General features: G+C 66.8%; 25 protein-coding genes. 19 read left to right on the top strand and 6 right to left on the bottom strand.

Annotated features, from left to right (window positions below; all coding sequences use genetic code 11):
- The first annotated feature begins 177 nt into the window (after nucleotides 1–177).
- The 11 genes from cutA to ACQGNJ_RS03570 all read left to right on the top strand — a co-directional run bounded on the left by cutA (nucleotide 178) and on the right by ACQGNJ_RS03570 (nucleotide 10,901).
- Nucleotides 178–513, top strand: a complete 336-nt coding sequence (cutA, locus tag ACQGNJ_RS03620; protein ID WP_426687868.1) for a divalent-cation tolerance protein CutA — start codon at nucleotides 178–180, stop codon at nucleotides 511–513.
- 106 nt (nucleotides 514–619) lie between these two features.
- A complete protein-coding gene (locus ACQGNJ_RS03615) occupies nucleotides 620–2,815 on the top strand; it encodes a protein-disulfide reductase DsbD family protein (RefSeq protein WP_426687867.1) in 2,196 nt (731 codons plus the stop codon).
- Nucleotides 2,815–3,354, top strand: coding sequence for a TlpA family protein disulfide reductase (locus ACQGNJ_RS03610; RefSeq protein WP_426687866.1), 540 nt, complete (start codon nucleotides 2,815–2,817; stop codon nucleotides 3,352–3,354). Before ACQGNJ_RS03615 ends, ACQGNJ_RS03610 begins: the two co-directional genes overlap by 1 nt.
- Nucleotides 3,355–3,511: 157 nt before the next feature.
- Complete coding sequence (gene aroQ / locus ACQGNJ_RS03605) at nucleotides 3,512–3,964, top strand: type II 3-dehydroquinate dehydratase (RefSeq protein ID WP_426687865.1); 453 nt, start codon at nucleotides 3,512–3,514, stop codon at nucleotides 3,962–3,964.
- A gap of 68 nt (nucleotides 3,965–4,032) precedes the next feature.
- Complete coding sequence (gene accB, locus ACQGNJ_RS03600; protein ID WP_426687864.1) at nucleotides 4,033–4,491, top strand: acetyl-CoA carboxylase biotin carboxyl carrier protein; 459 nt, start codon at nucleotides 4,033–4,035, stop codon at nucleotides 4,489–4,491.
- Between the two features lie 122 nt (nucleotides 4,492–4,613).
- Nucleotides 4,614–5,981 carry an acetyl-CoA carboxylase biotin carboxylase subunit gene (accC, locus tag ACQGNJ_RS03595; protein WP_426687863.1) on the top strand — a complete coding sequence of 456 codons (1,368 nt, stop codon included), beginning with the start codon at nucleotides 4,614–4,616 and terminating at the stop codon, nucleotides 5,979–5,981.
- A gap of 155 nt (nucleotides 5,982–6,136) precedes the next feature.
- Nucleotides 6,137–7,036 (top strand): 50S ribosomal protein L11 methyltransferase, encoded by a 900-nt coding sequence (prmA, locus tag ACQGNJ_RS03590; protein WP_426687862.1) that lies wholly within the window; start codon nucleotides 6,137–6,139, stop codon nucleotides 7,034–7,036.
- A gap of 70 nt (nucleotides 7,037–7,106) precedes the next feature.
- A complete protein-coding gene (locus ACQGNJ_RS03585) occupies nucleotides 7,107–7,970 on the top strand; it encodes a zinc-ribbon and DUF3426 domain-containing protein (RefSeq protein ID WP_426687861.1) in 864 nt (287 codons plus the stop codon).
- 158 nt (nucleotides 7,971–8,128) lie between these two features.
- On the top strand, nucleotides 8,129–8,452 hold the full coding sequence (locus ACQGNJ_RS03580) for a helix-turn-helix domain-containing protein (RefSeq protein ID WP_426687860.1): 324 nt from the start codon (nucleotides 8,129–8,131) through the stop codon (nucleotides 8,450–8,452).
- Nucleotides 8,453–8,524: 72 nt separating this feature from the next.
- Nucleotides 8,525–10,135 carry a bifunctional phosphoribosylaminoimidazolecarboxamide formyltransferase/IMP cyclohydrolase gene (gene purH / locus ACQGNJ_RS03575; protein ID WP_426687859.1) on the top strand — a complete coding sequence of 537 codons (1,611 nt, stop codon included), beginning with the start codon at nucleotides 8,525–8,527 and terminating at the stop codon, nucleotides 10,133–10,135.
- Nucleotides 10,136–10,190: 55 nt separating this feature from the next.
- Nucleotides 10,191–10,901 (top strand): glutathione S-transferase, encoded by a 711-nt coding sequence (locus tag ACQGNJ_RS03570; protein ID WP_426687858.1) that lies wholly within the window; start codon nucleotides 10,191–10,193, stop codon nucleotides 10,899–10,901.
- Between the two features lie 7 nt (nucleotides 10,902–10,908).
- Here the strand turns inward: ACQGNJ_RS03570 and ACQGNJ_RS03565 are convergent, their stop codons facing one another.
- Both ACQGNJ_RS03565 and ACQGNJ_RS03560 read right to left on the bottom strand, forming a co-directional pair.
- The gene (locus ACQGNJ_RS03565; RefSeq protein WP_426687857.1) at nucleotides 10,909–11,340 is read right to left on the bottom strand and encodes an EamA family transporter; all 432 of its coding nucleotides are present in this window, start codon (nucleotides 11,338–11,340) and stop codon (nucleotides 10,909–10,911) included.
- A 74-nt stretch (nucleotides 11,341–11,414) separates the two neighbouring features.
- Nucleotides 11,415–11,960 carry a DUF2782 domain-containing protein gene (locus tag ACQGNJ_RS03560; protein WP_426687856.1) on the bottom strand — a complete coding sequence of 182 codons (546 nt, stop codon included), beginning with the start codon at nucleotides 11,958–11,960 and terminating at the stop codon, nucleotides 11,415–11,417.
- 92 nt (nucleotides 11,961–12,052) lie between these two features.
- On the opposite strand from ACQGNJ_RS03560, the gene polA reads away from it, so the two are divergent.
- From polA to ACQGNJ_RS03545, 3 genes are all read left to right on the top strand, one after another.
- Nucleotides 12,053–14,803, top strand: a complete 2,751-nt coding sequence (gene polA, locus ACQGNJ_RS03555) for a DNA polymerase I (RefSeq protein ID WP_426687855.1) — start codon at nucleotides 12,053–12,055, stop codon at nucleotides 14,801–14,803.
- 353 nt (nucleotides 14,804–15,156) lie between these two features.
- Entirely contained in the window at nucleotides 15,157–15,375 is a 219-nt protein-coding gene (locus tag ACQGNJ_RS03550) for a hypothetical protein (RefSeq protein ID WP_426687854.1), read from the top strand.
- 71 nt (nucleotides 15,376–15,446) lie between these two features.
- Nucleotides 15,447–17,702, top strand: coding sequence for a 3'-5' exonuclease (locus tag ACQGNJ_RS03545; RefSeq protein WP_426687921.1), 2,256 nt, complete (start codon nucleotides 15,447–15,449; stop codon nucleotides 17,700–17,702).
- On the opposite strand, the gene ACQGNJ_RS03540 is transcribed toward ACQGNJ_RS03545, so the two are convergent.
- From ACQGNJ_RS03540 to ACQGNJ_RS03530, 3 genes are read right to left on the bottom strand one after another with little or no spacing between them, the layout of a single operon-like run.
- On the bottom strand, nucleotides 17,703–18,959 hold the full coding sequence (locus ACQGNJ_RS03540) for a heme biosynthesis protein HemY (RefSeq protein ID WP_426687853.1): 1,257 nt from the start codon (nucleotides 18,957–18,959) through the stop codon (nucleotides 17,703–17,705). It lies immediately after the preceding gene.
- Nucleotides 18,956–20,110: a uroporphyrinogen-III C-methyltransferase gene (locus tag ACQGNJ_RS03535; RefSeq protein WP_426687852.1), complete on the bottom strand. Its 1,155-nt coding sequence runs from the start codon at nucleotides 20,108–20,110 to the stop codon at nucleotides 18,956–18,958. The genes ACQGNJ_RS03540 and ACQGNJ_RS03535 overlap by 4 nt, the downstream gene beginning before the upstream one ends.
- Nucleotides 20,111–20,167: 57 nt before the next feature.
- Complete coding sequence (locus ACQGNJ_RS03530) at nucleotides 20,168–20,968, bottom strand: uroporphyrinogen-III synthase (RefSeq protein WP_426687851.1); 801 nt, start codon at nucleotides 20,966–20,968, stop codon at nucleotides 20,168–20,170.
- A gap of 61 nt (nucleotides 20,969–21,029) precedes the next feature.
- Here ACQGNJ_RS03530 and ACQGNJ_RS03525 point away from each other — a divergent pair, with 61 nt between their 5' ends.
- From ACQGNJ_RS03525 to ACQGNJ_RS03515, 3 genes are all read left to right on the top strand, one after another.
- Nucleotides 21,030–21,500, top strand: a complete 471-nt coding sequence (locus tag ACQGNJ_RS03525) for a YiiD C-terminal domain-containing protein (protein WP_426687850.1) — start codon at nucleotides 21,030–21,032, stop codon at nucleotides 21,498–21,500.
- 56 nt (nucleotides 21,501–21,556) lie between these two features.
- Nucleotides 21,557–21,973, top strand: coding sequence for a hypothetical protein (locus tag ACQGNJ_RS03520; RefSeq protein WP_426687849.1), 417 nt, complete (start codon nucleotides 21,557–21,559; stop codon nucleotides 21,971–21,973).
- Between the two features lie 104 nt (nucleotides 21,974–22,077).
- Nucleotides 22,078–22,524, top strand: coding sequence for a rhodanese-like domain-containing protein (locus tag ACQGNJ_RS03515; RefSeq protein ID WP_426687848.1), 447 nt, complete (start codon nucleotides 22,078–22,080; stop codon nucleotides 22,522–22,524).
- Nucleotides 22,525–22,594: 70 nt separating this feature from the next.
- Here the strand turns inward: ACQGNJ_RS03515 and ACQGNJ_RS03510 are convergent, their stop codons facing one another.
- A complete protein-coding gene (locus ACQGNJ_RS03510) occupies nucleotides 22,595–23,647 on the bottom strand; it encodes a 2Fe-2S iron-sulfur cluster-binding protein (protein ID WP_426687847.1) in 1,053 nt (350 codons plus the stop codon).
- Nucleotides 23,648–23,709: 62 nt separating this feature from the next.
- Between ACQGNJ_RS03510 and ACQGNJ_RS03505 the strand changes: the two genes are divergently transcribed.
- Entirely contained in the window at nucleotides 23,710–24,150 is a 441-nt protein-coding gene (locus ACQGNJ_RS03505) for a hotdog fold thioesterase (RefSeq protein ID WP_426687846.1), read from the top strand.
- On the top strand, nucleotides 24,147–25,091 hold the full coding sequence (locus ACQGNJ_RS03500; protein WP_426687845.1) for a serine/threonine protein kinase: 945 nt from the start codon (nucleotides 24,147–24,149) through the stop codon (nucleotides 25,089–25,091). The genes ACQGNJ_RS03505 and ACQGNJ_RS03500 overlap by 4 nt, the downstream gene beginning before the upstream one ends.
- Nucleotides 25,092–25,144 lie beyond the last annotated feature (53 nt).

Genomic DNA, 25,144 nt, shown 5'->3' with positions numbered 1-25,144 from the left:
GGCGACCCTGTTAGCACTCGATGGTAATGAGTGCCAATTTTACGTGGATAGCATCCCGCTGCAAGATGTTCGTGCACGGGTATGTCACAGCTAATTGGGCGGGCGCCCCCCTGTTTCAAGTGCGCGGAGGAAAATCAGCGACCGCCCGCAGCCGGCAAACCCGGGTAGGCTGCGGTGATGACCGCCTCCGATCCCGCCACCGTCCTGCTCTGTTACTGCAGCTGCCCCGATGCCGCCAGCGCGCGGACGCTGGCCGAAACCCTGGTCGGCGAGCGGCTGGCTGCCTGCGTCAACCATCTGCCGGGCATGCAGTCGACCTATCGCTGGCAGGGCGCGGTCACCAGCGACGCCGAGCATTTGCTGCTGATCAAGACCACCGCTGCCGGTCTGCCGGCACTCCGCGACCGCCTGCTTGAACTGCACCCGCACGACTTGCCCGAATTGATCGCCGTGCCGGTGACGCTCGGCCACGACGCGTATCTGCAGTGGGTGCGCGACAACGTGGGTAACTGAACCCGCGCGGCCGCGCGACACAATGAAGCAGCATCAAGGTTGCGCTGGAGATACTGGGCCATAATGACGATCTCCGTCCCCGCCCGCTTTCCCCACTGGAGTCGTGATGCGACCGATGTTCACCGGCCCAATGGCCGCTCGCCTGCTGGTCTGGCTGGGCCTCCTGCTGGGCGCGTGGCCAGCCCTGGCCCAGGACACCGCCGACCTGCTGCCGGTCACCGAGGCTTACCAGCTCAGCGCCGACGCCGGCACGCCGGGCGTGCTGAAACTGCACTGGACGATCGCACCGGACTACTACCTCTATCGCGGCCGCATGAAGTTCAAGGGCGGCGACGGCGTCACCCTGGGCGACGCACAATTGCCCGACGGCGAGAAGCACCACGACGAATACCTCGGCGACGTGGAGACCTATCACCATGGTGTCGAGGCCAGCATTCCGTACACCCTCACCGCTGGCACCCAACGCCTGCGGCTGAGCGTGCAATACCAGGGTTGCCACGAGGTCGACCCGAAGATCTGCTATCCGCCGCATACCGAAAAGCTGGACCTCGCGCTGCCGGACAGCGCGGCCGCCATCAACGCGGTAAACACCGGCACCGGCACCGCCCTGGGTGCAGCCCTGAGCCAATTCGGCAGCCACCAGCCCGGAGCCGACACCAGCGCGCCGCTGCCCGCCGAACAGGCGTTCCGGCTCGAAGCGCTGGCGCAGGGGCCGCAGCAGTTGCTGCTGCGCTGGACGATGCCCAAGGGCTACTACCTCTACCGCGACCAGACCACGCTGCAATTGAAGGATGCCGCCGGGCTCGCACTGAAACCCGCGTGGCCGGTGGGCACGCCGCATGAGGACGAGCACTACGGCAAGGTCACCGTGTATTTCGACCAGGTCGAGCTGCCGGTGACCGTGCAGGGCGACCTGGCCGGTCGCCGGCAACTCGATCTGCAGGCGAGTTTCCAGGGTTGCCAGCAAGGTGGACTGTGCTATCCGCTGATGACGCGCAGCCTGCACATCGACCTTGGCAGCGGCGCCCAATCCGCGGCAACCGCCGCCGTGTTACCCGAGCTGCCTCCGGCCGGCCTCGCCGGCGGCCCGCTGCAGGTCAGTCTGTGGCTGGCCTTGCTGCTGGCCCTGGGCGGCGGCCTGGTATTGAACCTGATGCCGTGCGTGCTGCCGGTGCTGTCGATCAAGGCGGTCAGCGTGCTGGAAAGTGGCGAAAGCCACACCGCGGCGCGACGGCACGCACTGTTCTACACCGCTGGCGTGCTGTGCACCTTCGCCACGCTCGGGCTGGGCATTCTTGCCCTGCGCGCGGCCGGTCATGCGCTGGGCTGGGGTTCGCAACTGCAACAGCCGCTGGTGGTTGGCGTGCTGGCCTGTCTGATGCTGGCGGTCGGCCTGTCAATGTCCGGCATGGTGCAGTTCGGTGCTTCGCTGGGCAATACCGGCGCCGGGCTGGCCACCCGTTCGGGGCCGGCCGGGGACTTCTTCACCGGCGTGCTGGCGGTCTTGGTGGCCAGCCCGTGCACCGCGCCGTTCATGGGCAGCGCGCTGGCTTATGCCTTTGCCGCACCGATGCTGTCCGCATTGCTGGTCTTCCTGATGCTCGGCATCGGCCTGGCGCTGCCCTTCCTGGCGATCGGTTTCGTGCCTGCGCTGGCACGCCTGCTGCCGCGACCCGGGCGCTGGATGGAAACGCTGAAGCAGGTGTTGGCGTTCCCGATGTACCTCACCGCCGTGTGGCTGGTCTGGGTGCTGGCCAACCAGCGTGGCGCGGACGCGGTCGGCCTGGTGCTGGTGGCGATGGTGTTGCTGGCGATGACACTGTGGTGGTTCGAGCGCAGCCGCTCGCGCGGCGCGCTCAGCCGGATCGCGGTGGTGACGCTGGCGCTGGTCACCTTGGTCCCGATCTACCTGCTTGCGCAGGTGCCGGCACCGACCCGCATGGCTGCCAGCAGCGAAGGCGTCACTGCCTACAGTCCGGAAAAACTGGCCGAACTGCGCAGCGCCGGCACGCCGGTCTTTGTCGACATGACGGCCGACTGGTGCGTCACCTGCAAGGCGAACGAACACACCGTGCTGGATACCGAAGCGTTCCGTGACCTGCTGCAACGTACCGGTGCGGTCTACATGAAAGGTGACTGGACCGACGTGAATCCCACCATCAGCGCCTTCCTGCAGCAATACCACTCGCCCGGCGTGCCGCTGTACGTGGTGTTCCCGAAGAACGGCGGCCCCGGCAAACAGCTGTCCACCGTGCTGACCCGCGCGATGGTCGAACGCGCACTCACGGAAGCGGCGCGCTGATGCTCAGTCGCAGCAACTGGCTGATTCTCTGTCTGGCCGTGTTGGCCGCCGCGCTGGGAGGCTACGCGCAACACCGGAGCCAATCCGCGCGGCAGCAACCCCTCCCGGCCACCGTGTCGCCGCTGATCGGTCAGCCGCTGCCGGCGCTCGAACTGCCGGACCTGGATGGCAAGCTGCACGCACTTGGCGAGTATCGCGGGCGGCGCGTGCTGCTCAATTTGTGGGCCAGCTGGTGCCGGCCCTGCCTTGAGGAAATGCCTGCGCTGGATCAGGCTCGGCACAAGTTCGGCGAACATGGTGCCATCGTGATCGGAATTGCCATGGACGAACCTGCTCACGTTCGAGCGTTTCTGACCGCACATGCGGTGAATTACCCGATCTTGATCGGCCGGACCCGACTGCCGAGCACCTCGCTGCAACTGGGAAATGTCCACCAGACGCTGCCTTATAGCCTGCTTGTCGGCGAAGATGGGCGCATTCTGGCGACCCACAGCGGATCGATGAGCACCGCCCAGTTGGAGCAATGGCTGGCACCGTAGCCAGCGGGCAGCCGACCAGCCTGACATACGCTCACGCACGGGAACGCAAGGCTTCTACGCCAAACATCGCCGATCTGCGGCGAACTGGACAAGTTTCTTCGCTGCGCGCACACTTCGCCGGGTTCCGGAACCTCCGGACGCGACCTGGAACATCCCGTTGGCCAAGATCCTGGTCCTGCATGGACCCAACCTCAATCTGCTGGGTGCCCGCGAGCCGGAAATCTACGGCAGCCAGACCTTGGCCGCCATCAATCAGCAGCTGGCCGATCGTGCACTGGCGGCAGGGCACGAGCTGGTGTGGTTCCAATCCAATGCCGAGCACGAGCTGATTGGCCGCGTGCATCAGGCCCGGGACGACGGCACCGCGATGATCCTGTGCAATGCCGGTGCGTTCACCCACACCAGCATTGCGCTGCGCGATGCATTTGCCGCGACGGGGATCCCTTTCATCGAGGTCCACCTGTCCAACGTCTTCGCCCGCGAGCCGTTCCGCCATCACTCCCACCTGTCCGACATTGCGCTCGGCGTGATCTGCGGTTTTGGCGCAGACAGCTACCGGCTGGCGCTGGATGCGACCTTGCAACGATTGCAGGCGACCACCACGGCTTGAGCGCCGGCGAACCGACATTCTTTTTTCCAGCCACCTGCGCGTGGCGTGACCGACCAAAGGCTGATCCGATGGATTTGCGCAAAATCAAGAAACTGATCGACTTGCTCGAGGAATCCAACCTCGCTGAACTGGAGATCAAGGAGGGCGAAGAAGTCGTCCGCCTGTCGCGCGTGCCGAAGAACACCGCGCCGGTCGCCGCCGTGGCCGCGGCGCCGGTGGCGCCAGTCGCCCCGGCAGCAGTGGCCGCTGCGCCAGCAGCGGTCGAAGTGCCGTCCGCTCCCGCCCTGCCCGCAGGCAACGTGGTGAAGGCGCCGATGGTCGGCACCTTTTATGCCTCGGCCACCCCGGGCACGCCGGCCTTCGTCAAGGTCGGCCAGCAGGTCAAGGCCGGCGAAACGCTGGGCATCATCGAGGCGATGAAGATGTTCAACCAGATCGAAGCCGAAGTCTCCGGCACCGTGCAGGCGATCCTGGTCGAGAACGGCCAGCCGGTGGAATTCGACGAACCCATGTTCGTGATTGCCTGAATGATCGAGCGGAAACAGGGGAATGGGGAACGGGGAACGGAAAAACAGGAGCTGCGATATCGCGCTTTTGATCTTTCCGTTCCCCGTTCCCCGTTCCCCGTTCCCGCTCCCTGGAGCCCTCCATGCTAGAAAAAGTCGTCATCGCCAACCGCGGCGAAATCGCGCTGCGGATATTGCGCGCCTGCCACAGTCTGGGCATCAAGACCGTGGCGGTGCATTCCACCGTGGATCGCAACCTGAAGCATGTCGGTCTGGCCGACGAGTCGGTCTGCATCGGCCCCGGCCCGTCGGTCGACAGCTATCTCAATATCCCGCGCATCATCGCGGCGGCAGAAATCACTGATGCCCAGGCGATCCATCCGGGCTACGGTTTCTTGTCCGAGCGTGCGGACTTCGCCGAACAGGTCGAGCAGTCCGGTTTCATCTTCATCGGCCCGACCGCCGAGGTGATCCGGCTGATGGGCGACAAGGTCGAGGCGATCCGCGCGATGAAGGCCGCCGGCGTGCCGTGCGTGCCGGGCTCCGGCGGCCCGCTGGGCGAGGACGTCGACGCCAATATCAAGATCGCCCGCGAGATCGGCTACCCGGTGATCATCAAGGCCGCTGGCGGTGGTGGCGGTCGTGGCATGCGCGTGGTGCGCACCGAGGCGCACCTGGGCAACTCCATCGTGATGACCAAGCAGGAGGCCAAGGCGGCTTTCGGCAACGATGTGGTGTACATGGAGAAATTCCTGGAGAATCCGCGCCACGTGGAAATCCAGGTGCTGGCCGATGGTCAGGGCAACGCGATCCACCTGGGCGAGCGCGACTGCTCGATGCAGCGTCGCCACCAGAAGGTGGTCGAGGAAGCTCCCGCGCCCGGCATCACGCCGGAGCTGCGCGCCCAGATCGGCAAGGTCTGCGTGGATGCCTGCATCCGTATCGGTTATCGCGGCGCCGGCACCTTCGAGTTCCTGTTCGAGAACGGCCGCTTCTACTTCATCGAGATGAACACCCGCATCCAGGTCGAGCACCCGGTGACCGAGTGGATCACCGGCGTCGACCTGGTACGCGAGCAACTGCTGATCGCCGGCGGCGAGAAGCTGTCGATCAGGCAGGAAGACATCGTGATCCGCGGCCACGCGATCGAATGCCGCATCAACGCCGAGGACCCGGAAAGCTTCATGCCCAGCCCCGGCACGGTGAAGCGCTTCGAGGCGCCGGGTGGACCCGGCGTGCGCGTCGACACCCACCTGTACGACGGCTACAGGATTCCACCGAACTACGATTCGATGATCGGCAAGCTGATCGTGCACGGTCCCGACCGCGCCACCGCGATCGCGCGCATGCAACTGGCGCTGGCCGAGACGGTGATCGAAGGGGTGAAGTGCAATATCCCGCTGCAACAGAAGATCATGGCCGACGTCGGCTTCCAGCATGGCGGCCAGAACATCCACTATCTCGAGAAGCGCATGGCCGAGCAGAAAGAGAAGGCCGCCACCGGCCAGTGAGCGGGGAGTGAGTTGAGAGCAGTGAGCAGTGAGAGAAAGCAGGCATGTCCGGCGCCTCATCGGAAGCCGGCGCTTCTCTCTCCACCCTTTGACGCACTCGCCCCGACTTCCGCTCTCCTCTCTCTCCTCACTCCTCTCAACTCACTCTTCGCCTTATGCCCTTCCTCGAACTTTCCCTGATCGTCCGCCTCGAACAGCAACCCGGCGCGGAAGAGGCGCTGGAAGACCTTGGTGCCTTGTCGGTCACCCTGCGCGATGCCGATGCGGAGACGCCGGACGAACAGGCGATCTTCGAGCCGGGCGTGGGTGAGTTGCCACTGTGGCCCACGATCACGCTGAACGCGTTGTTTGATGAAGACACCGACCGGCGTGGCCTGGGCGCCGCGCTGGGCGAACTGCTGCCGTGGCTGGAACCGGACCAGCTGAGCTTCCACGATGTCGCTGACCAGGATTGGGAGCGCGCCTGGATGGATCAGTTCAAGCCGATGCCGTTCGGCCGCCGACTGTGGATCTATCCGTGGAACATCGAGCCGCCCGCCGACGACGAGCTGGTGGTGGTGCGCCTCGATCCCGGACTCGCCTTCGGCAGCGGCACCCACCCGACCACGGCGCTGTGCCTGGAATGGCTGGACGGCCTCGACCTGGCCGGCAAGACGGTCACCGACTACGGCTGCGGCTCGGGCATCCTGGCGATTGCCGCGCTGAAGCTCGGCGCGACCAGCGCCGTCGGCGTCGACAACGATCCGCAGGCGCTCATCGCCTCGGCCGACAATGCCGAACGCAACGGCGTGGATGGCCGGCTCGCGCTGTTCCTGCCGCAAGACGTCGAGGCCGAAGCGGCCGACGTCTTCATCGCCAACATCCTGGCCGGGCCGCTGGGCGAGCTGGCGCCCACCTTCGCCGGCGCTGCAAAGGCGGGCGCGCCGTTCGCGATCTCCGGCATCCTCGCCGGCCAGCAGGATGAACTGCTGCAACGCTATGCCGAATGGTTCGAGGACTTGCAGGTGGACACACGTGAGGACTGGGTGCGCATCAGCGGCCGCCGTCGCGGCTGAACACGCGATATCCGCTGGACCGCGCAACCACCCTGCTAAGCTTGGTCGATACCGATTCAAAGCGGCCTGCATGTATACCCAATGCCCCGAATGCCTGTCCGTGTTTTCGCTGGATGCGCAGACACTAGCCAAGGCCCATGGCCATGTCGTGTGCGGCCATTGCGATGCCGGCTTCGACAGTCTCGCCACGATCGCCGAGCAACTGCCGCCCGAGCCCTTCGTCGAGTTGCCGCTCAACGAACCCGCCTTCGAACCGCCGCTGCTGGATCTGGTGGTGTACCGCCCGCGACCGAAGCCGCCAGCTGTCGCCAGCATGGGCGAGACGTCGGTCGCGGCCACGCCGCAGGCGCCGGTGGAAGACTTCTCGCAACTGGTCTTTGCGCCACGCTTTGCGCGTGAGCCCATGACCCGCGAGCCCAAGCGAGAGGATCGACGCGAGCGGCGTCGGCAACTGCCGTCGTCCGGCGAACGGCGCTGGCCGTGGGTGCTGGCATGCGCCCTGCTGACCCTGGCGCTTGCCGCCCAGTTGGGCTGGGCCAAGCGCGACGACTTGATCCGCGACCCGCTGACCGGTGGCTGGTTGCGCAGCAGTTGTGCCGTACTTGGCTGCCAGCTGCCGCTGGTTGCCGCACCACAGCGGTTGCGCCTGCTTGCCAGCAATGTGCAAGCCCACCCCAGTGTCGCCAAAGCCTTGATGATCAGCGCCAGCGTGCGCAACGATGCGAGCTTCGCCCAGCCCTACCCGGTACTGACCATCACCTTGTCCAACGCCCGGGGCCAGCGCATCGCGATGCGCCGGCTGCAGCCTGAGGAATATCTGGACGATGCCTCGATCCTGCATGCCGGCCTGGCGCCCGGCGGCACCGCCGTGCTGCTGCTGGAGGTGGAAGATCCGGGCGAGAACGCGGTGGCATTCGAGATCGGTTTCGAATGACGGCATCCGTGGTACTTAAAATTATCGCCCCGCACGGGTAGACTCGACCCCCCGCGCCTGCATGCTGCGACCGCATGCGACAGACGCCGCGTAACACCTGCACCATCCATAACCATTCGTGACGGCCCAAGCAGCCGTCGCTTCGTACGTGAGGGGAAATGTCCGTGAATGCCGCAAGACTGCCCGCTGCCGAGTCCGCCAAACCGGTCTCGTCGCAGAACGCGGGCTCGCCCGGCGCCAGCCATTCTGGCCAGAGCGCGCTGAGCGAATGCGTCACCCGCACGGTGCGCCGCTATCTCGCCGACATCGGCGACACCGAGTGTGCCGAAGGTCTGCACGCGCTCGTCTTGCGCGAGGTCGAGGTACCGCTGCTGCGCGAAGTGCTGGCATTCCATGACGGCAACCAGAGTCGCGCAGCGAGTGCGCTCGGCATCAATCGCGCCACCTTGCGCAAGAAGCTGGCCGTACACGGCCTGCTGTAAGCCGCACGCCCGAAAGCCGTGCGGCATTCGGGCGGCTATAATGACCGGCTTTCCCTCCCTGGAAACCCGCTCATGCCCGCTCCCCAGCTCGTCCCGGTCCGTCGCGCCCTGCTCAGCGTCTCCGACAAGACCGGCCTGATCGACCTGGGTCGACGGCTCGCCGCCAGGGGCATCGAATTGCTCTCCACCGGCGGCAGCGCGAAGGCGCTGCGCGAGGCCGGCATCACGGTTACCGACGTCAGCGACATCACCGGTTTCCCCGAAATCATGGACGGCCGCGTCAAGACCCTGCACCCGATCGTGCACGGTGGCCTGCTCGGTCGACGCGGCACCGACGAAGCAGTGATGGCTGAGTTGGGCATCGCACCGATCGACCTGCTGGTGCTGAACCTGTATCCGTTCGAAGCCACCGTGGCCAAGGCCGGTTGCACGCTGGAAGAGGCCATCGAGAACATCGACATCGGCGGCCCGGCGATGCTGCGTTCGGCGGCGAAGAACTGGAACGACGTCGGCGTACTGACCGCGCCCGACCAATACGAAGGCGCGCTGGCCGAGATCGAGCAGCACGGTGGCCTGAGCCGCCCCACCCGTTTCAAGCTGGCAGTGACCGCGTTCAACAAGGTGTCGAACTACGACGGCGCGATCAGCGATTACCTGTCCGGGCTGGAACTCAACGACACGCAGGACGCCATCGCCGGCCGCGCCGCGTTCCCGGGCCAGATCAACAGCCGCTTCGTGAAGCTGATGGACCTGCGCTACGGCGAGAACCCGCACCAGCAGGCTGCGTTCTACCGCGACCTCCATCCGGCACCCGGCACGCTGGCCTGCTTTCGCCAGCTGCAGGGCAAGGAACTCTCGTTCAACAACATCGCCGACGCCGACGCGGCGTGGGAATGCGTGCGCAGCTTCGCCAAGCCGGCCTGCGTGATCGTCAAGCACGCCAACCCGTGCGGTGTGGCGGTGAGCCTGGACGGCATCGGCAAGGCCTACGAGCTGGCCTTCCAGACCGATCCCACGTCGGCCTTCGGCGGCATCATCGCGTTCAACCGTGAAGTGGATGGCGCCACCGCGAAAGCCATCGTCGAACGCCAGTTCGTCGAGGTGGTGCTGGCACCTGCCTACGCCGACGACGCGCTGAAGGCGTTCGCGAAGAAGGGCAACGTGCGCGTGCTGGTGATCCCGCTGCCGGCGGACGGGAACCTGCTGGCTGCGCATCCCGGCATGAACTCCAAGCGGGTGGGCTCCGGCCTGCTGCTGCAGAGCGCCGACACCGGCATGATCAGCGCTGCCGACCTGAAAGTCGTCACGCGCAAGGCGCCGACCGAGGCGCAGATCCACGACCTGATCTTCGCCTGGAAGGTGGCCAAGTTCGTCAAGTCCAACGCCATCGTCTACGCGCACAACCGCCAGACCATCGGCATCGGCGCCGGCCAGATGAGCCGCGTTTACAGCGCGAAGATCGCCGGCATCAAGGCCGCCGACGAGAAGCTGGAAGTGCGTGGCTCGGTGATGGCCAGCGACGCGTTTTTCCCGTTCCGCGACGGCATCGACGCGGCCGCCGCCGCTGGCATCAGCGCGGTGATCCAGCCGGGCGGGTCGATGCGCGACAGCGAGGTGATCGCCGCCGCCGACGAACACGACATGGCGATGGTGTTCACCGGGATGCGCCACTTCCGGCATTGAGTCTCCGCGCGTGCAGGCGCACGCTGGGCACCCTCCCTGCACGCGGAAGGCTGCCATGCATTACCAGCTGTTCTACTGGAGCGGACTCCAGGGTCGCGGTGAATTCGTGCGGCTGGCGCTGGAGGATGCCGGCGCCGGCTACGACGATGTGGCCCGCGAGCAGGGCGACGAAGCCCTCATGCGGTATCTCGATGGCGTCCACGAGGGCCCGCTGCCGTTTGCCCCGCCTTTCCTCAAGGCGGGTCGACTGCTGATCGCGCAGACCGCGAACATCCTGCACTACCTCGGCCCGCCGCTGGCCCTGGTACCGGGCAGCGAAAGCCGGCGACTGTATGCGCAGCAATTGCAGCTGACCATCGCTGATCTCGTCGCCGAAGTGCACGACTCCCACCATCCGATCGCCAGCGGCTTGTACTACGAAGATCAGCGCGTCGAAGCGCTGCGTCGAACCACCGATCTTCGCGAGCAGCGGCTGCCGAAATTCCTCGACCATTTCGAGCAGGTGCTGGAGCGTGGCGGCGGCCATCACGCGCTGCACGAGCACTCGTACGTGGACCTGTCGCTGTTCCAGTTGATGAGTGGCCTGGAGTACGCGTTTCCCCGCGCGATGCGGCGGCTTGGCCACCGCCTGCCGCGGCTGCGCGCGCTGCAGCAGCGGGTGGCGCAACGACCACGCATCGCGGGCTATCTCGCCTCGCCGCGCCGCGTGCCGTTCAATCAGAACGGCATCTTTCGTCGCTACCCGGAGCTGGACGATCCGCAGTGACGGGCGCTCAGAACAGCGCGATCACCATCGCGCCGGACACGATCAGCACGCCACCGATCAGCAGCGGCCAGCTCGGGCGCTCACCGAGAAAAACCAGTCCCAGCACGATCGCCAACGCCACGCTGAGCTTGTCAACCGGCGCCACCTTGCTGACCGGGCCCAGTTGCAGGGCGCGGTAGTAGCACAGCCATGACAGGCCGGTGGCGATGCCCGACAGCACCAGGAACACCCAGCTGTGCAGCGGCAACCCGGTGGGCTTGGCCCATTCCTGGCGCAGACTGAGGATGCCGGCGGTAACCACCAGGATGACGAGGGTGCGGATGAAAGTGGCGAGGTTGGAGTTGATGCCGACCACGCCGAGCTTGCCGAACAGCGCGGTCAGCGCCGCGAACAGCGCCGAGCCCAGGGCAAACATCAACCAGCTTTCACGCAGTGGCATGGCACACCTCTTGCGGTCGCGGCATCCCGCGGCGTCGGCCCGTCATGCGCCGACGACGCTTCGCGAAGTTCGACTCAGTGTCCGGCGTCTTCCGTGGTCGGCGCGCTCGACTCGGCTGGCGGCCTGGCCTTGCCCCACTCCAGCACCTTGTACATCACCGGCCCCACCGGCTTCTGGCCGTGTTCGTCGACCAGGCGACCCTGGGGATCGACCATGTAGGTCTGGGCGATGCCGCTTTTCGGGGTGATCACCACCATGTAGACGCGGCCGTTGCGACGGTATTCCTGGATGTTGTTGTCGCCTTCCTGACGCACCCGCACTTCCGGCGTGATCTGATCGCGTGGACGCGGCGCGACGCCATCGTCATGCATGGCCGGCAGCGCCTGCGGCTTCAGGTCCAACGGCTTTTCGGTCGCGCTGGCGGCATGCGCGGCGTGCTTGCTGGCCGCGGGCTTGGCCGCCTTGGTCGCCGGCGGGCTCACCGCTTGCACGCCCGGATCGTTGATCCCGGGCGGTGGCGGCACGTTGGTCGAGGGGGCAGATTGTGCCAGCACGTTCGTCGCCAGCAGGCTCGAGGTGAACAGGATGCTGGCAGCAGCCAGCAAGGCAGCGGTTTTCATGGCGGCAACCTCGGTCGGGGATCGCAGCATAGCAGCGCGACCGCGGCGCTTCCGTGAAGCGCGACGTTTCGCCCTGCGTGCGAGAATGCAGCATGCCCAAACTCATCCTCATCGACGGCTCGTCCTACCTGTACCGGGCCTTCCACGCGCTGCCGCCGCTGACCAATGCCCACGGCGAGCCCACCGGCGCGCTGTTCGGCGTGGTCAACATGTTGCGTGCCACGCTGAAGGCGAAGCCGGAATACCTGGCCTTCGTCAGCGACGCCCCCGGCCCGACCTTCCGCGACGCGCTGTACGAGCAGTACAAGGCGAATCGCCCGCCGATGCCGGACGACCTGCGCGCCCAGGTCGAGCCGATGCTGGCGATCGTCGCTGCGCTGGGTTTCCCGATCCTGCGTGTGCCCGGCGTCGAGGCCGACGACGTGATCGGCACGCTGGCGGTGCAGGCGCGCGAAATGGGCATCGAAGTGGAGGTGTCCACCAGCGACAAGGACATGGCGCAACTGGTCGGCCCGCAAGTCACCCTGATCAACACCATGAGCAATACGGTGATGGACAGCGCCGGCGTGATGGAAAAATTCGGCGTGCGCCCGGAGCAGATCATCGATTTCCTCGCGCTCACCGGCGACACCGTCGACAACGTGCCGGGCGTGCCCAAGTGCGGCCCGAAGACCGCCGCCAAATGGCTGGCCGAATACCACACGCTGGATGGCGTGATCGCCAACGCCGACAAGATCGGCGGCAAGATCGGCGAGAGCCTGCGCGAGGTGTTGCCGCGCCTGCCCCTGTCGCGCGAGCTGGTCACGATCAAGACCGACGTGGCGCTGGAATTCGGCCCCACCGAGCTGGCCCGACGCGAGGCCGATACCGCGCAACTGCGCGAGCTGTACACGCGCTATGAGTTCAAGGCGGCATTGAAGGATCTCGATGCCACGCCAGAACCTGCAGGAGCGCACCCTGTGCGCGATAGCTCCGGCATCGATCGGAGCGAAGAGCATCGCGCACAGGGTGCGCTCCTGCCAACGGAATGTTCGGCCCCCGGCGAATACGAACTGGTCACCATGCAGCCGGCCTTCGACGCCTGGCTGGAAAGACTGCGCCGGGCCGATCTGATCGCCTTCGATACCGAGACCACCGGCATCGACGCGATGCGCGCGGACATCGTCGGCCTCAGCCTCGCGGTGGAACCGGGCAAGGCCTGTTACATCCCGCTCGGCCACGACTATCCGGGCGCACCGAAGCAGCTCGATCGTGATGAAGTGCTGGCGGCGCTGAAGCCGATCTTCGAGGATCCGTCCCGGGCCAAGCTCGGCCAGCACGCGAAATACGACATCAACATCCTGTCGCACTACGGCATCGAAGTGCAGGGGCTCGCGCACGACTCGATGCTCGAATCCTACGTGTGGAACGCCACCGCCACCCGCCACGACATGGATTCGCTGGCGAAAAAATATCTTGGCTACGACACGATCAAGTACGAGCAGGTGGCCGGCAAGGGTGCCAAGCAGATCTCGTTCTCGCAGGTGGACCTGGACACCGCCTGCCGCTACGCCGCCGAGGACGCGGACATCACCCTGCGCCTGCACCATGCCTTGTGGCCGAAGCTGGAGAGCGTGCCGGCCCTGCGCAGCGTCTACCAGGACATCGAGATCCCGCTGGTGCCGGTGCTGGCCGAGATGGAACGCCGCGGCGTGCTGATCGACGGCAATGCTCTGCGTTTGCAAAGCCAGCAACTGGGCAAGCGCATGCTGGAATTGCAGCAGCAGTCGCATGCCCTGGCCGGGCACGAGTTCAACCTCGACTCACCCAAGCAACTGCAGACGGTGCTGTTCGACGAGCTGGGGCTGGCGGCGAAACTGAAGACGCCGACCGGCCAGCCGTCGACCAATGAAGAGGCGCTGGAAGCAATCGCCGACAGCCACGAATTGCCGCGGCTGATCCTCGACTACCGCGGCCTGGCCAAGCTGCGCAGCACGTACACCGACAAGCTCTCCGGCATCGTCAATCCGCGCACTGGCCGCGTGCACACCAGCTATCACCAGGGTTCGGTGGCGACTGGCCGGATTTCCTCGTCCGACCCGAACCTGCAGAACATCCCGGTGCGCACCGAGGAAGGCCGGCGCATTCGCCAGGCCTTCATCGCGCCGCCCGGCTGGCAGGTGATGGCGGCGGACTATTCGCAGATCGAGTTGCGCATCATGGCGCACCTGTCCGGCGACGAGGGTTTGCTGAAGGCGTTCCACGAAGGCGGCGACGTGCATCGCGCCACCGCCGCCGAGGTGTTCGGTCTGAAGCCCGAGGAGGTATCGGCCAACCAGCGCCGCGCCGCCAAGGCGATCAACTTCGGCCTGATGTACGGCATGAGCGCATTCGGCCTGGCCCGCCAGCTCGGCGTCGATCGCGGCGAGGCCAGCGACTACATGGCGCGCTATTTCGCCCGCTATCCGGGCGTGCATGCGTTCATGGAGGCCACCCGCGAGCGCGCCCATCGCGACGGTTACGTGGAAACCATCTTCGGCCGCCGCCTGTACCTCGAAAATCTCGCGGCCCGCAACCAGGGCCTGCGCCAGGGCGCCGAACGCGCCGCGGTGAACGCGCCGATGCAGGGCAGCGCCGCGGACATCATCAAGCGCGCGATGATCGCGGTAGCCGCATGGCTGCAGCCGCGCGACGACGCGCACATGCTGATGCAGGTGCACGACGAACTGGTGTTCGAGGTGCGCGCCGATGCGGTGGACGTGGTGCGCGCCGCGGTGGTCGAGCGGATGGCCGGCGCGGCGGAACTGGCGGTGCCGCTGCTGGTCGATGTGGGCGTGGGTACGAACTGGAATGAGGCGCATTGAGCTCCCGCCACGCCCTGCGAAACTGAACGCCCGCGGGAGCGCGCCATATGCAACAACGACTTGAGAGTTAACTTTTCATCAGAATGAATCGTTTTTAAATTTCTTTTGAAATCCTGCAACTTTCCCCGCAAACCGCGCTCTAATCCTCCGGATGCACGCAACGGCATCCGCGGCGGTCTCACCTCCCTGAGCCGCCAGAGGCACGAACCTCTCCCCTGGGTCTTCGTGTCTTCCCGCCCCGGAGACTCCCCCTAGTCTCCGGGGCTTTTTTTGTCCGCCGCCAAGGCGACCTGTACATTTCGTGCACACCGGCGCAAGGCATACTCGATGCACACACATGCAAGGGGAAAAACATGCGTACAGGTCTGATCATCGTCGGCATCATCCTCGTGGCAGCGGGCATCTGGGTCGTGGCTGGCCACGCCTTCTACCAGGATACCGACACCCTGCTGCAGGTCGGTTCGGCCAAGATCACCGCCACCCACGACAAGGGTGTGCCGCAATGGGTCGGCATCGCCGGCATCGTGGTCGGCGCGCTGCTGGCGCTCGGCGGCTTCATGCAGAAGCGCTGAGCCGCAACCCGCTTTCCTCGAAACCGCCGCGCCCGCGGCGGTTTTCCTTTGTGCCCACTACAATGGGCACGATGGATGTCTCGTACCTGATTGACCCGCTCAACGAAGCCCAGCGCGAAGCCGTCTGCGCCCCGCCCGGCCACTACCTGGTGCTGGCCGGCGCCGGTTCCGGCAAGACCCGCGTGCTGACTCACCGCATCGGCTGGCTGACCCAGGCCGAAGCTGTGCCGCCATGGGCGATCCTGGCGGTCACCTTCACCAACAAGGCCGCCGGTGAAATGCGCGCGCGGCTCGAAGCGCTGATTCCGGGCGGCACGCAAGGGCTCACCGTGGGCACCTTCCACGGCATTGCCCATCGGCTGCTGCGTCGCCACTGGCGCGATGCAGGACTGCCCGAGACCTTCCAGATCCTCGATTCCGACGACCAGTTGCGGCTGGTCAAGCGCGTGGTCACCGGACTGGGCCTGGACGAGGCGAAATTCCCGCCACGCCAGGCCTGCTGGCAGATCAACCACTGGAAGGACGAAGGCAAGCGACCGGACGGCATCGAGCATCGCGACCATCCGGTCACGCATACCTTCGTGAACATCTACAAAGCGTACGAAGACGCCTGCCGTCGCGCCGGGCTGGTCGATTTCGGCGAACTCCTGCTGCGCGCGCACGAGCTGTGGCTGAAGCATCCGGCCGTACTCGAGCACTACCAGCAACGCTGGCGGCACCTGCTGATCGACGAGTTCCAGGACACCAATACGCTGCAGTACGCGTGGATCCGCGTGCTCGCCGGCAATACGGGCAAGGTCTTCGCCGTCGGCGACGACGACCAGTCGATCTACGGCTGGCGCGGTGCCAAGGTCGAGAACATGGCGCAGTTCCTGCGCGACTTTCCCGGCGCGCGCACGATCAAGCTGGAACAGAACTACCGCTCCACCTCGACCATCCTGAAAGCCGCCAACAGCGTGATCCAGCGCAACGGCAGCCGGCTCGGCAAGGAGTTGTGGACGGCGGGCGAGGATGGCGAGCGCATCGCGTTGTATGCCGCCTACAACGAGCAGGACGAGGCGCGCTTCGTGATCGAGCGCATCCGCGAGTACATCGACGAACACGGCTCGGCGAAGGACTGCGCGATCCTGTATCGCTCCAATGCGCAGTCGCGCAATTTCGAGGAGCAACTGGTCCAGCGCAAGATCGGCTACCGCGTCTACGGCGGCCAGCGCTTCTTCGAGCGCGCCGAGGTGAAGGACGCGCTGGCCTACCTGCGGCTCACTGCCAACCGCCACGACGATGCCGCGTTCGAGCGCGCGGTCAATACGCCGCCCCGCGGGATCGGCGACCGCACGCTCGACGTGCTTCGTCGCCGCGCCCGCAGCGAGAATGTGTCGATGTGGGAGGCGACGCTAGGCGAACTGGTCGGCGGCAGTGAACTGGCAGGGCGGGCGAAGAACGCGGTGAAGGCGTTTCTCGCCATGATCGACGAGATGGCAGGCGCTTTCGCGGGATTCGTTACGGCAGAAGCCGCGACGATGCCGGATGCGGTTGCCGTTGCGAATCCCGAATCCCGAATCCCGGATTCCGCCCTGACCCTCGCCGAACAGATCGAGCACGCCATCACGCATACCGGCCTGCGCGACTTCTACGAGAAGGACAGCCGCGGCAACGCCGAGTCGCGGGTGGAGAATCTGGACGAGCTGATCAATGTGGCCAGCCGCTTCGAGCGCAGCAACGAAGACATCGACGCCGGCATCAGCGAACTGAATGCCTTCCTGTCCAACGCCACGCTGGAAGCCGGCGAGAACCAGGGCGAAGCGTGGGACGACTGCGTGCAGTTGATGACATTGCACTCGGCCAAGGGCCTGGAATTCCCGGTCGTGTTCCTGGTCGGCATGGAGGAAGGCCTGTTCCCCAGCCAGCGCTCGGTCGACGACGAAGGCCGACTGGAAGAGGAGCGCCGCCTGGCCTATGTCGGCATCACCCGCGCCCGCGAAAAACTCATCGTCACCCACGCCGAATCGCGTCGCATGCACGGCACCGAGATGCTGGCCCGGCCTTCGCGTTTCCTCGGTGAGATGCCCGCCGAATTGATCGACGAAGTGCGGCCGCGGGTCAACGTCAGCCGACCGATGTATGCCGGTCGTCCGCGGGAGGCATCGTCGTCACTGGAAGAAAGTCTGCCGGTGAAACTCGGCCAGCGGGTCAGCCATCCCAGCTTTGGCGAGGGCGTGGTGGTCAGCGCCGAAGGCAGCGGCGCGCACACGCGCCTGCAGGTGAATTTCGAGGCGGCCGGCAGCAAATGGCTGGTGGCCGCTTACGCACACCTGACCGCGTTGTAGCTACTCGCGCAGACGCGGCACCCCGTGCACGTCACGCTCCTCGATCGCGATCGGGTGCGTGTCCGGCTGCATCGGGTTGGCGGATTGCGCCAGCGGCGTGACCATTTCGCCGCGGCCGAACGCCAGCGCGTTGCGGTAGCAGCGCTGTGCCTGGGCGGCGTCGCCCTGGCCGGCGAAGGCGTCGCCGAGTGCCTCCCATGCGGGAGCGCCGGGCGCGAGTGCCAGCGAACGCTGCAGGTATTGATGGGCCTTGCCCCAGACTTTCAGCCGCACGCACATGCGACCGAGCGTGAGCAGCAGGCTGGCGTCGTTCGGATGGGCATCGAGCCAGCCTTCGGCACGGCGCAGGCGCGCTTCGACATCATCGCCGGACAGGCTGCCATAGGTTTCGATCAGCAACGGCGACCATTCCCGCCGCAAGGCGGATTCGACTTCGTCCATCGCCGGCAGGACCAGCCCGAAGCCGGCCGCTCGCCGCGCATAGGCATCGACCACCGCCGCCACCCGGCGCTGCGGCTTCGGCCACTGCGACCACATGGCATTGAGCGAGGCCCCATCGGGCGCCGCGTTGATCGCGGCGGCCAGCACCTGCGCTTCCAGCGCCGCATAGGCGCGATGGCCCAAGGCACCGCTCTTCTGCAACGGCGCCAGGGCCTCGCGGGCGCGGCGGATGTCGCCGGTCGCCAGCGCAGCCTGGACCAGTTCACGCCAGCCACCCGGGGTCAGCGTGCCCTTGTCGGATTCCGGCAACAGCAGCGCCAGTGCTTCGGCCGGCTTGCCTTCGCGGCGCAGCACGCGGGCGCGCAGCACGCGAGCCGCCTGCGGCACCGATTGCGCAGCCTGGTCCAGCGCCTCCAGCGCGCGACCGGGTTCGCCACGGCGCGAAGCCGCTTCGGCGGAAGCCAGCAGGGCCGGCCCGCGCAAGCTGTCCAGTCGCGAGGCACGATTGAGGTCGCGCTCCGCGTCGCCGTGCCGACCTTCGATCAACGCAACCAGACCGGCGCCCAGACGCTGCTGGCTGAGCCGCCGATGCCGGCGCGACAGCGCGCCGAACGGCCAGCGCAGCAGCCGCCACAGCGTGGTGAGCAGCGCCCATGCGAGCAGCAGGATGACCAGCGCGGCCACCACTGTGGTTTCCACCCGCCAGCCGCGCAGGCGCAGCAGCACGTAGCCGGGATCTTCCGCCACCCAATGCCAGCCGAATGCAGCCAGCGCGGCGGCCACCACCGCCAGCAGCACCCAGTACCAGAGCCTCATGGCTGCGCCTCAACCGGCGCCGCGCGGCTGGCGGACGACGCCGGGCCCAGCGCATGAACCGCGCGCAGGTTGCGCAACTCGGTCAGTGCCGCGCCCAGTTGCACCGGTGCGTTTGCCGGCAATTGCGCGGCCAGCCGCTGCAGCGTCGCGCGCGCCTGCTGCACGGCTGGCGCCGCGGCATCGAACTGGCCAGACAGCGCGGCACCCACACGCTGCAATGCGGCCGCATAGTCCTTGCTGTCGTAGGCGAGCAGGGCCACCTGCGCCTGGGCCAGGTCGAGCGCCGCCAGTTCACGGGCGAAACGCGCATCGGCGACCGCCAGCGGTGCGCCGTTGTCGCGCTGCACGCTGACCACGCCGGCCAGCGCGCGGCGCACCCGCGACCACACATCGGTGGCCTCGGTGCTGCTGCGGTCGAGCGGCTTCAGCGGCAGCGTGGCCAGTTCACCGCGCAGGACCAGCAACTGCTGCAGGGCGGCGGCCTGACTGGCCGGCTGGCTGCTGACCAGCGCATCGTGTTCGGCCGCGATGCTCTGGCGCAGGCCGCTGAACGCACCGTCGTTGACGGCGGCCAGGGTCTGGTCGGCCAGTGCATAGGCAGCGGCGGCACCTTGCGCATCGTGGAACAGCGTGTAGCGCTCGCTGCCCATGCGCAGCAGCGATTCGGTTTCGTCCAGCAGCATGCCGTCACGACCGCTCAGGCTTTTCTCCGCCAGCTTGGCCACCGCATCCTCGAGGTGACGCGTGCGCTCGGACTGGCCGAGCAGTTCCTCACGCAACGAACGGTTGACCTGGGCCGCATCATCCAGCCGCTGATCGAGACTGCTGCGTTGCTGGCCCAGCGCGCCCAGCGTGGTCTCCAGGGTGTCCACGCGTTGCTGCAGGCCGGCCAGGCTCTGGTTGTCGGCGGCCGTGCCCTGCTCCTGCTGCCACTGGCGCCAGCCGACGTAACCGGCGGCGCCCGCCGCGACCAACGCCAGCGCCAGCGCCAGCGCCGCCGTGCCGCCACCACGCTGGCGCGGTGCGGGGCCCGCCGGCGCCGGCCGTGTCGGGCGCAGCGGCGGATCGACCCGCACCGCGTCGGACGCCACAGGGTCAGGACGGACGCCCTCGGGCGTCACGGGCTCGTTCGGCTTGTCTTCGTTGCTCATGCACGCATGCTAGCAGCCCATACGGGCGCGTTCGTAGCACAGCGGCGTGAAGAACGGTCAGCTTGCCGAGAGGGCCTCGGCCAGCAGATCCGCCGACACCGCCGAGGCCGCGATGCGGAGGCGCCGAAAACCGGCGGCGCGCGCCGCACCGGCCAGGCGTTCACTGCTGACCACGGCGGTGGCCGCACACAGTCGCGCCCACGCCGGGGCGGGCAGGCCGTGCTGCAGGTTGTGCAGCGCCTCGGCACTGGACAGCAGCACCTGCGCCGAGGCCGGCAAGCGGTTCAGTGCTTCCACGTGACGACGGTCCAGCCGCGGCGGCACGCGGCGGTAGACATGCACCTCGCGCAGCCGTGCACCGCGCGCGGCAAGGTGCGCACGCAGCACGCCGCGGCCGCCGGGCGCACCGATCAGGGCCACGCGGCGGCCGCGCAGCTGCTGCAGTTCGGCAAGTTCGAGCAACCCCTCGCTGTCCTGCTGCCGACGTGGAGTCAACGGCGCGGCGATGCCATGCCGGCGCAGCGCGCGCGCGGTGCCCTGCCCCACGGCAAGCACCATGGCCGTCGTGCGCAACGGCAACAACGCGGCCGCGTGACGGACCGCTGCGGGGCTGGTGAACACGATCAGTTGGTCGGCCAGGGCGGCGCGCAAGCCTTCCCGCGCGGCCGCGCGATGCTCCACCGCATGCAGGGCCAGCCCCGGCAAAAGCAGCGGCATGCCGCCCAGCGCCCGCACGCGGCGCGCCAGCCCGGCGCCGGTACCGACCGGGCGCGTGATCACCACGATTCGGCCGCGCAGGCCTGCAGGCTTCGGCAAGGTTTCTGGCTGCATCCGCGCACCGCGCTGGCTCGCTGTCATGGCCGCAGTGTAGCGGTGGGCTTACACTGTCGGGCTTTCCTGCACGCGAATTGCTGATCACGTGAGTACCCCCGAAGCAACAACGGCTGCACAACAACTGATCCGGTTCCTCCGCAACGAGATTCCACTGGCCGACGCCATGGCGCTGGAACTGGCAAGCTGTGACGACGACCACCTGACCCTGCGCGCGCCACTGGCGCCCAACGTCAACGACAAGGGCTGCGCCTTTGGCGGCAGCCTGGTCAGCGTGATGACGTTGAGCGGCTGGGCACTGGTCGAACTGGCATTGCGCCGGCGCGGACTGGACTGCGACGTCTTCGTCGCCGAATCGGGCGTGCGCTATCTGGCACCGCTGTGGCAGGACTTTTTCAGCGAGGCCCGATTGGCCGCTGATGCAAACTGGGCCACGTTCTTCACCACGCTGGAGAGCCGTGGCCGGGCACGCATCGCGGTCGACTGCGTGGTGCCCGGCGAGAATGGCGCGCCGGCGTGCACCTTGAACGCCCGCTTCGTGGCCAAACGCCGCGATTGAGTGGACTGCCTGCGCATCAGGCAGAATGGACGGGATTTCATCGGGGAGGAAACCACATGCGTCGGATTACCCGCATTCTTGTCGTGCTGTTGTCGGGGTTGCTGCTGGCCGGCTGCGCCACCAAGACCCGCAGCGACGCCCTCACCACCACGCTGAAGGCCTATGGCAGCACGCTGCGCTGGGGCGATTTCCAGAGCGCGGTGCAGTTCATCGATCCGAAAGTCCGCGTCGCGCATCCGCTGACCTCGCTGCAACTGGCCCGCTTCCAGCAGGTGCGGGTCACCGAATACAACGATGACCCCGGCCCGGTCCCGACCGGCGACTTCGACGTGCAGCAAACGGCGGTGATCAATCTGGTCAACATCCATAGCCAGTCCGAACGCAGCGTCGTCGATCACCAGACCTGGCATTACGACGAGGCGACCAAGCACTGGTGGCTGACCAGCGGCCTGCCGAACATCACCCAGGACTGAGCACCCCGGACCGTTCGGGCGGCGCCCGCGCGGATCGCGGCAACCCCGTATAATCGGCGGTTTACCCGGATCCGTGCGCACCTCGCGCGCGAAGTGGACTGACCATGAACGATGTTCTGCACAAGCTGCCCGAATTTATCGGCAATCATGTCGCCCTGGTGGCGTTGTTCGCCGTCCTGCTGCTCGCCTTGATCGTGCTGCAGGTCGGCACCTTGTTCAGCAAGGTCAGGGAGCTGAGCCCGGCGGGCCTGACCCTTCTGATCAATCGCGAAAGCCCGTTGCTGGTCGACCTGTCGGCGATCGCCGAGTTCGAGAAGATGCATGTGCCGGGCGCGAAGCACGTGGCGATGAGCCAGTTCGACCCCGAGCAGAAGGACCTGGCCAAGGCCAAGGAATTGCCGGTGGTGGTGATGGACAAGGACGGCCGCGGCAATTCGATCAAGGCGGCACAACGGCTGGTCAAGGCCGGCTTCAGCAAGGTGCACCGGCTCGACGGTGGCGTGCTGGCGTGGCACGCGGCGCAGCTGCCGGTGGCCAAGGGCAATCGGTAGCAGGAGTGAGTGGAGTGAGGAAAGAGAGAACAGCCGCTTTCTCACGCCTCTCACGCCTATTCACTCACTTCTAGCCATCGTGGATGCCGGCGCGACCGGCGATGATCTGCGCCAGCACGTCGGGCGCGTATTCGAACGAGTCGTAATAGAGGCGATCCTCCGGCAAGCCAGCGGCGAGGAATCGCGGGTGCGCCACGTCGATCATCGCCGGCGGACCGCTCATGTACAAATCATGGCCCGACAGGTCCGGCTGGTCGGCCAGCACGGCTTCGTGCACCAGCCCGCTGCGCAAGCCGTCTGCATCGTCCGCATCGGATACCACGGCGTGGAACCCGAGATTCGGCAACTCGGCGGCCCAGCGCTCGGCCAAACCGCGCAGGTACAGGTCGCTCGCCACCCGTGCGCCCCAGTAGACGCGGATCGACCGGCGCGTACCCAGCGCGATGAAGTGCTCGATGATCGCCTTCACCGGCGCAAAACCGGTGCCGCCGGCCATGAAGATCATCGGGCGTTCCGAATCCTCGCGCGGCACGAAGGTGCCCAGCGGCCCCTCGATCCGCAGCTGATCACCCGGCTGCAGACTGTGGCTGACCCACGAGGTGAAGCCGCCACCGGCCACGTGGCGCACATGCATCTCGATCATGCCGTCGGCCTGCGGACCGTTGGCGATCGAGAACGGACGGCGCTTGCCGTCCTCCAGCAGGATATCGACGTACTGCCCGGGCAACCGGTTCAGCCGACGCTCGCCGCGCGCAGGCAACAACCGCAATCCGGTGACGTCGGTTGCCAGCGGCCATTTTTCCGTCACCACCATGCCGAGCTGGCGCCGCGCGATGTCCTCCACCGAGGTGACTTCGCGCGCTTCCAGCAACAGATCGCTGCCGGGCACCGCCTGGCACAACAGCACCGCGTGGTGCGCCTGCTCGTCGGCATTCAGCGCCAGTGGCGGGTTGCGCGGGTACTCGCAGCGCCCTTCCAGCAAGGTCGCCTTGCAACTGCCGCAGACCCCGGCGCGACACGAGTAGGGCAAGGCCACGCCCGCCCGTTGCGCCGCTTCCAGCACGGTTTCGCCCGCGGCCACCGAAAACTGGCGGCCGGAAGTTTTGAGGGTGACCTTGAACACGCATGCATTGTCGTGGCGATTGGCACGGACAACAATGCGGGCTCGATCTACGGGAATCAACGATGAGCATCTGGAAACAACCTGCCGACCTGGCCCGCATCAACGCATGGAGCGCCAATACCATGATGGAGACGCTGGGCATCCGCATCACCGCGATCGGCGATGACTGGTTGCAAGGCACCATGCCGGTCGACCATCGCACCCACCAGCCGTACGGCCTGCTGCACGGTGGTGCGTCGGTGGTGCTGGCCGAAACGCTGGGCAGCACCGCGGCGATGCTGACCCTGGATCCGGCCAGGGAACTGGCGGTGGGCCTGGACATCAACGCCAACCACATCCGCGGCGTGCGCAGCGGCATCGTGACCGGCACCTCGAAGATGCTGCATATCGGCCGCACCACCCAAGTCTGGGAAATCCGCATCGAAAGCGAGGAAGGCGCGCTGGTGTGCATCTCGCGCATCACCATGGCGGTGATCGCCGCCCGCGCGATGGCGCCGCGTTGAACGACGCCCCGTACGCCAACCTCACTCCCGACCTGGTGCTCGATGCGGTGAGCGCGTGCGGCTTGTGGCCGGACGGGCGCCTGCTGGCGCTGAACAGCTACGAGAACCGGGTCTGGCAGGTGGGGCTGGAAGACCACGCCCCGGTGATCGCGAAGTTCTACCGGCCCGGCCGCTGGAGCGATGCGGCGATCGTCGAGGAGCACACCTTCGCGCAGGAACTGGCCGACGCCGAACTGCCGGTAGTCGCGCCGCTGGTGTTCAACGGCCAGACCCTGCTGCATCACGGCGGCTTCCGCCTTGCGCTGACTCCGCGCCGCGGCGGCCGCGCGCCCGAGCTGGAGGCGATCGATCAACTGCAATGGCTGGGCCGGTTGATCGCGCGCATGCACGTGATCGGCGCGCGCCAGCCGTTCGCGCATCGCGGTCGGCTGGATCGCGAGACGATGGTGCAGCAGCCGATGCTGGCGGTGCTCTCCTCCACGCTGTTGCCCGCATCACTGGCGGTCAACTATCGCGCGGCGGCAACCCGGCTGGATGCGGCGATCGCGGCCCGCATGGAGGCACTCGGCCCGCAGCGTCAGTTGCGCCTGCACGGCGACTGCCACCCCGGCAACGTGCTGTGGACCGACGCCGGCCCGCACTTCGTCGACTTCGACGACGCCCGCACCGGCCCCGCGGTGCAGGACCTGTGGATGCTCGCCAACGACGAGCGCGCGATGAAAGCCGTCCTCGAGGGTTATCAGCAATTCCGCGATTTCGACCATACCGAGCTGGCGCTGATTCCCGCACTGCGCGCGATGCGCCAGTTGCACTATGCCGGCTGGATCGCCGCGCGCTGGCACGACCCGGCCTTCCCCGCGGCATTTCCGTTCGCCGCCGAATCCCGCTGGTGGGAACAGCACATTGCCGATCTGCACGAACTGGCGGACGAACTGGCCTAGCCACACCCCAGCTACGCGAGTTGATCGCAAGATCTTTCACAAGCGCGCCTGAA

Origin of the sequence: Rhodanobacter ginsengiterrae (assembly GCF_050026815.1) — a bacterium.
In the GTDB taxonomy this organism is placed as follows: Bacteria; Pseudomonadota; Gammaproteobacteria; order Xanthomonadales; family Rhodanobacteraceae; genus Rhodanobacter; species Rhodanobacter ginsengiterrae.
Note: the sequence above shows the minus strand (reverse complement) of the source record. Positions and strands in the feature narration are given on the sequence as shown.

Coding starts and splice junctions, on each gene's coding strand:
- prmA (WP_426687862.1), top strand. CDS start 6,137: ATGCCCTTCCTCGAACTTTCCCTGATCGTCCGCCTCGAACAGCAACCC.
- accB (WP_426687864.1), top strand. CDS start 4,033: ATGGATTTGCGCAAAATCAAGAAACTGATCGACTTGCTCGAGGAATCC.
- ACQGNJ_RS03565 (WP_426687857.1), bottom strand. CDS start 11,340: ATGCCACTGCGTGAAAGCTGGTTGATGTTTGCCCTGGGCTCGGCGCTG.
- ACQGNJ_RS03545 (WP_426687921.1), top strand. CDS start 15,447: ATGGATGTCTCGTACCTGATTGACCCGCTCAACGAAGCCCAGCGCGAA.
- ACQGNJ_RS03580 (WP_426687860.1), top strand. CDS start 8,129: ATGTCCGTGAATGCCGCAAGACTGCCCGCTGCCGAGTCCGCCAAACCG.
- ACQGNJ_RS03610 (WP_426687866.1), top strand. CDS start 2,815: ATGCTCAGTCGCAGCAACTGGCTGATTCTCTGTCTGGCCGTGTTGGCC.
- ACQGNJ_RS03520 (WP_426687849.1), top strand. CDS start 21,557: ATGCGTCGGATTACCCGCATTCTTGTCGTGCTGTTGTCGGGGTTGCTG.
- ACQGNJ_RS03540 (WP_426687853.1), bottom strand. CDS start 18,959: ATGAGGCTCTGGTACTGGGTGCTGCTGGCGGTGGTGGCCGCCGCGCTG.
- ACQGNJ_RS03515 (WP_426687848.1), top strand. CDS start 22,078: ATGAACGATGTTCTGCACAAGCTGCCCGAATTTATCGGCAATCATGTC.
- accC (WP_426687863.1), top strand. CDS start 4,614: ATGCTAGAAAAAGTCGTCATCGCCAACCGCGGCGAAATCGCGCTGCGG.
- ACQGNJ_RS03535 (WP_426687852.1), bottom strand. CDS start 20,110: ATGAGCAACGAAGACAAGCCGAACGAGCCCGTGACGCCCGAGGGCGTC.
- ACQGNJ_RS03615 (WP_426687867.1), top strand. CDS start 620: ATGCGACCGATGTTCACCGGCCCAATGGCCGCTCGCCTGCTGGTCTGG.
- cutA (WP_426687868.1), top strand. CDS start 178: ATGACCGCCTCCGATCCCGCCACCGTCCTGCTCTGTTACTGCAGCTGC.
- polA (WP_426687855.1), top strand. CDS start 12,053: ATGCCCAAACTCATCCTCATCGACGGCTCGTCCTACCTGTACCGGGCC.
- ACQGNJ_RS03530 (WP_426687851.1), bottom strand. CDS start 20,968: ATGACAGCGAGCCAGCGCGGTGCGCGGATGCAGCCAGAAACCTTGCCG.
- ACQGNJ_RS03585 (WP_426687861.1), top strand. CDS start 7,107: ATGTATACCCAATGCCCCGAATGCCTGTCCGTGTTTTCGCTGGATGCG.
- purH (WP_426687859.1), top strand. CDS start 8,525: ATGCCCGCTCCCCAGCTCGTCCCGGTCCGTCGCGCCCTGCTCAGCGTC.
- ACQGNJ_RS03550 (WP_426687854.1), top strand. CDS start 15,157: ATGCGTACAGGTCTGATCATCGTCGGCATCATCCTCGTGGCAGCGGGC.
- ACQGNJ_RS03570 (WP_426687858.1), top strand. CDS start 10,191: ATGCATTACCAGCTGTTCTACTGGAGCGGACTCCAGGGTCGCGGTGAA.
- ACQGNJ_RS03505 (WP_426687846.1), top strand. CDS start 23,710: ATGAGCATCTGGAAACAACCTGCCGACCTGGCCCGCATCAACGCATGG.
- ACQGNJ_RS03560 (WP_426687856.1), bottom strand. CDS start 11,960: ATGAAAACCGCTGCCTTGCTGGCTGCTGCCAGCATCCTGTTCACCTCG.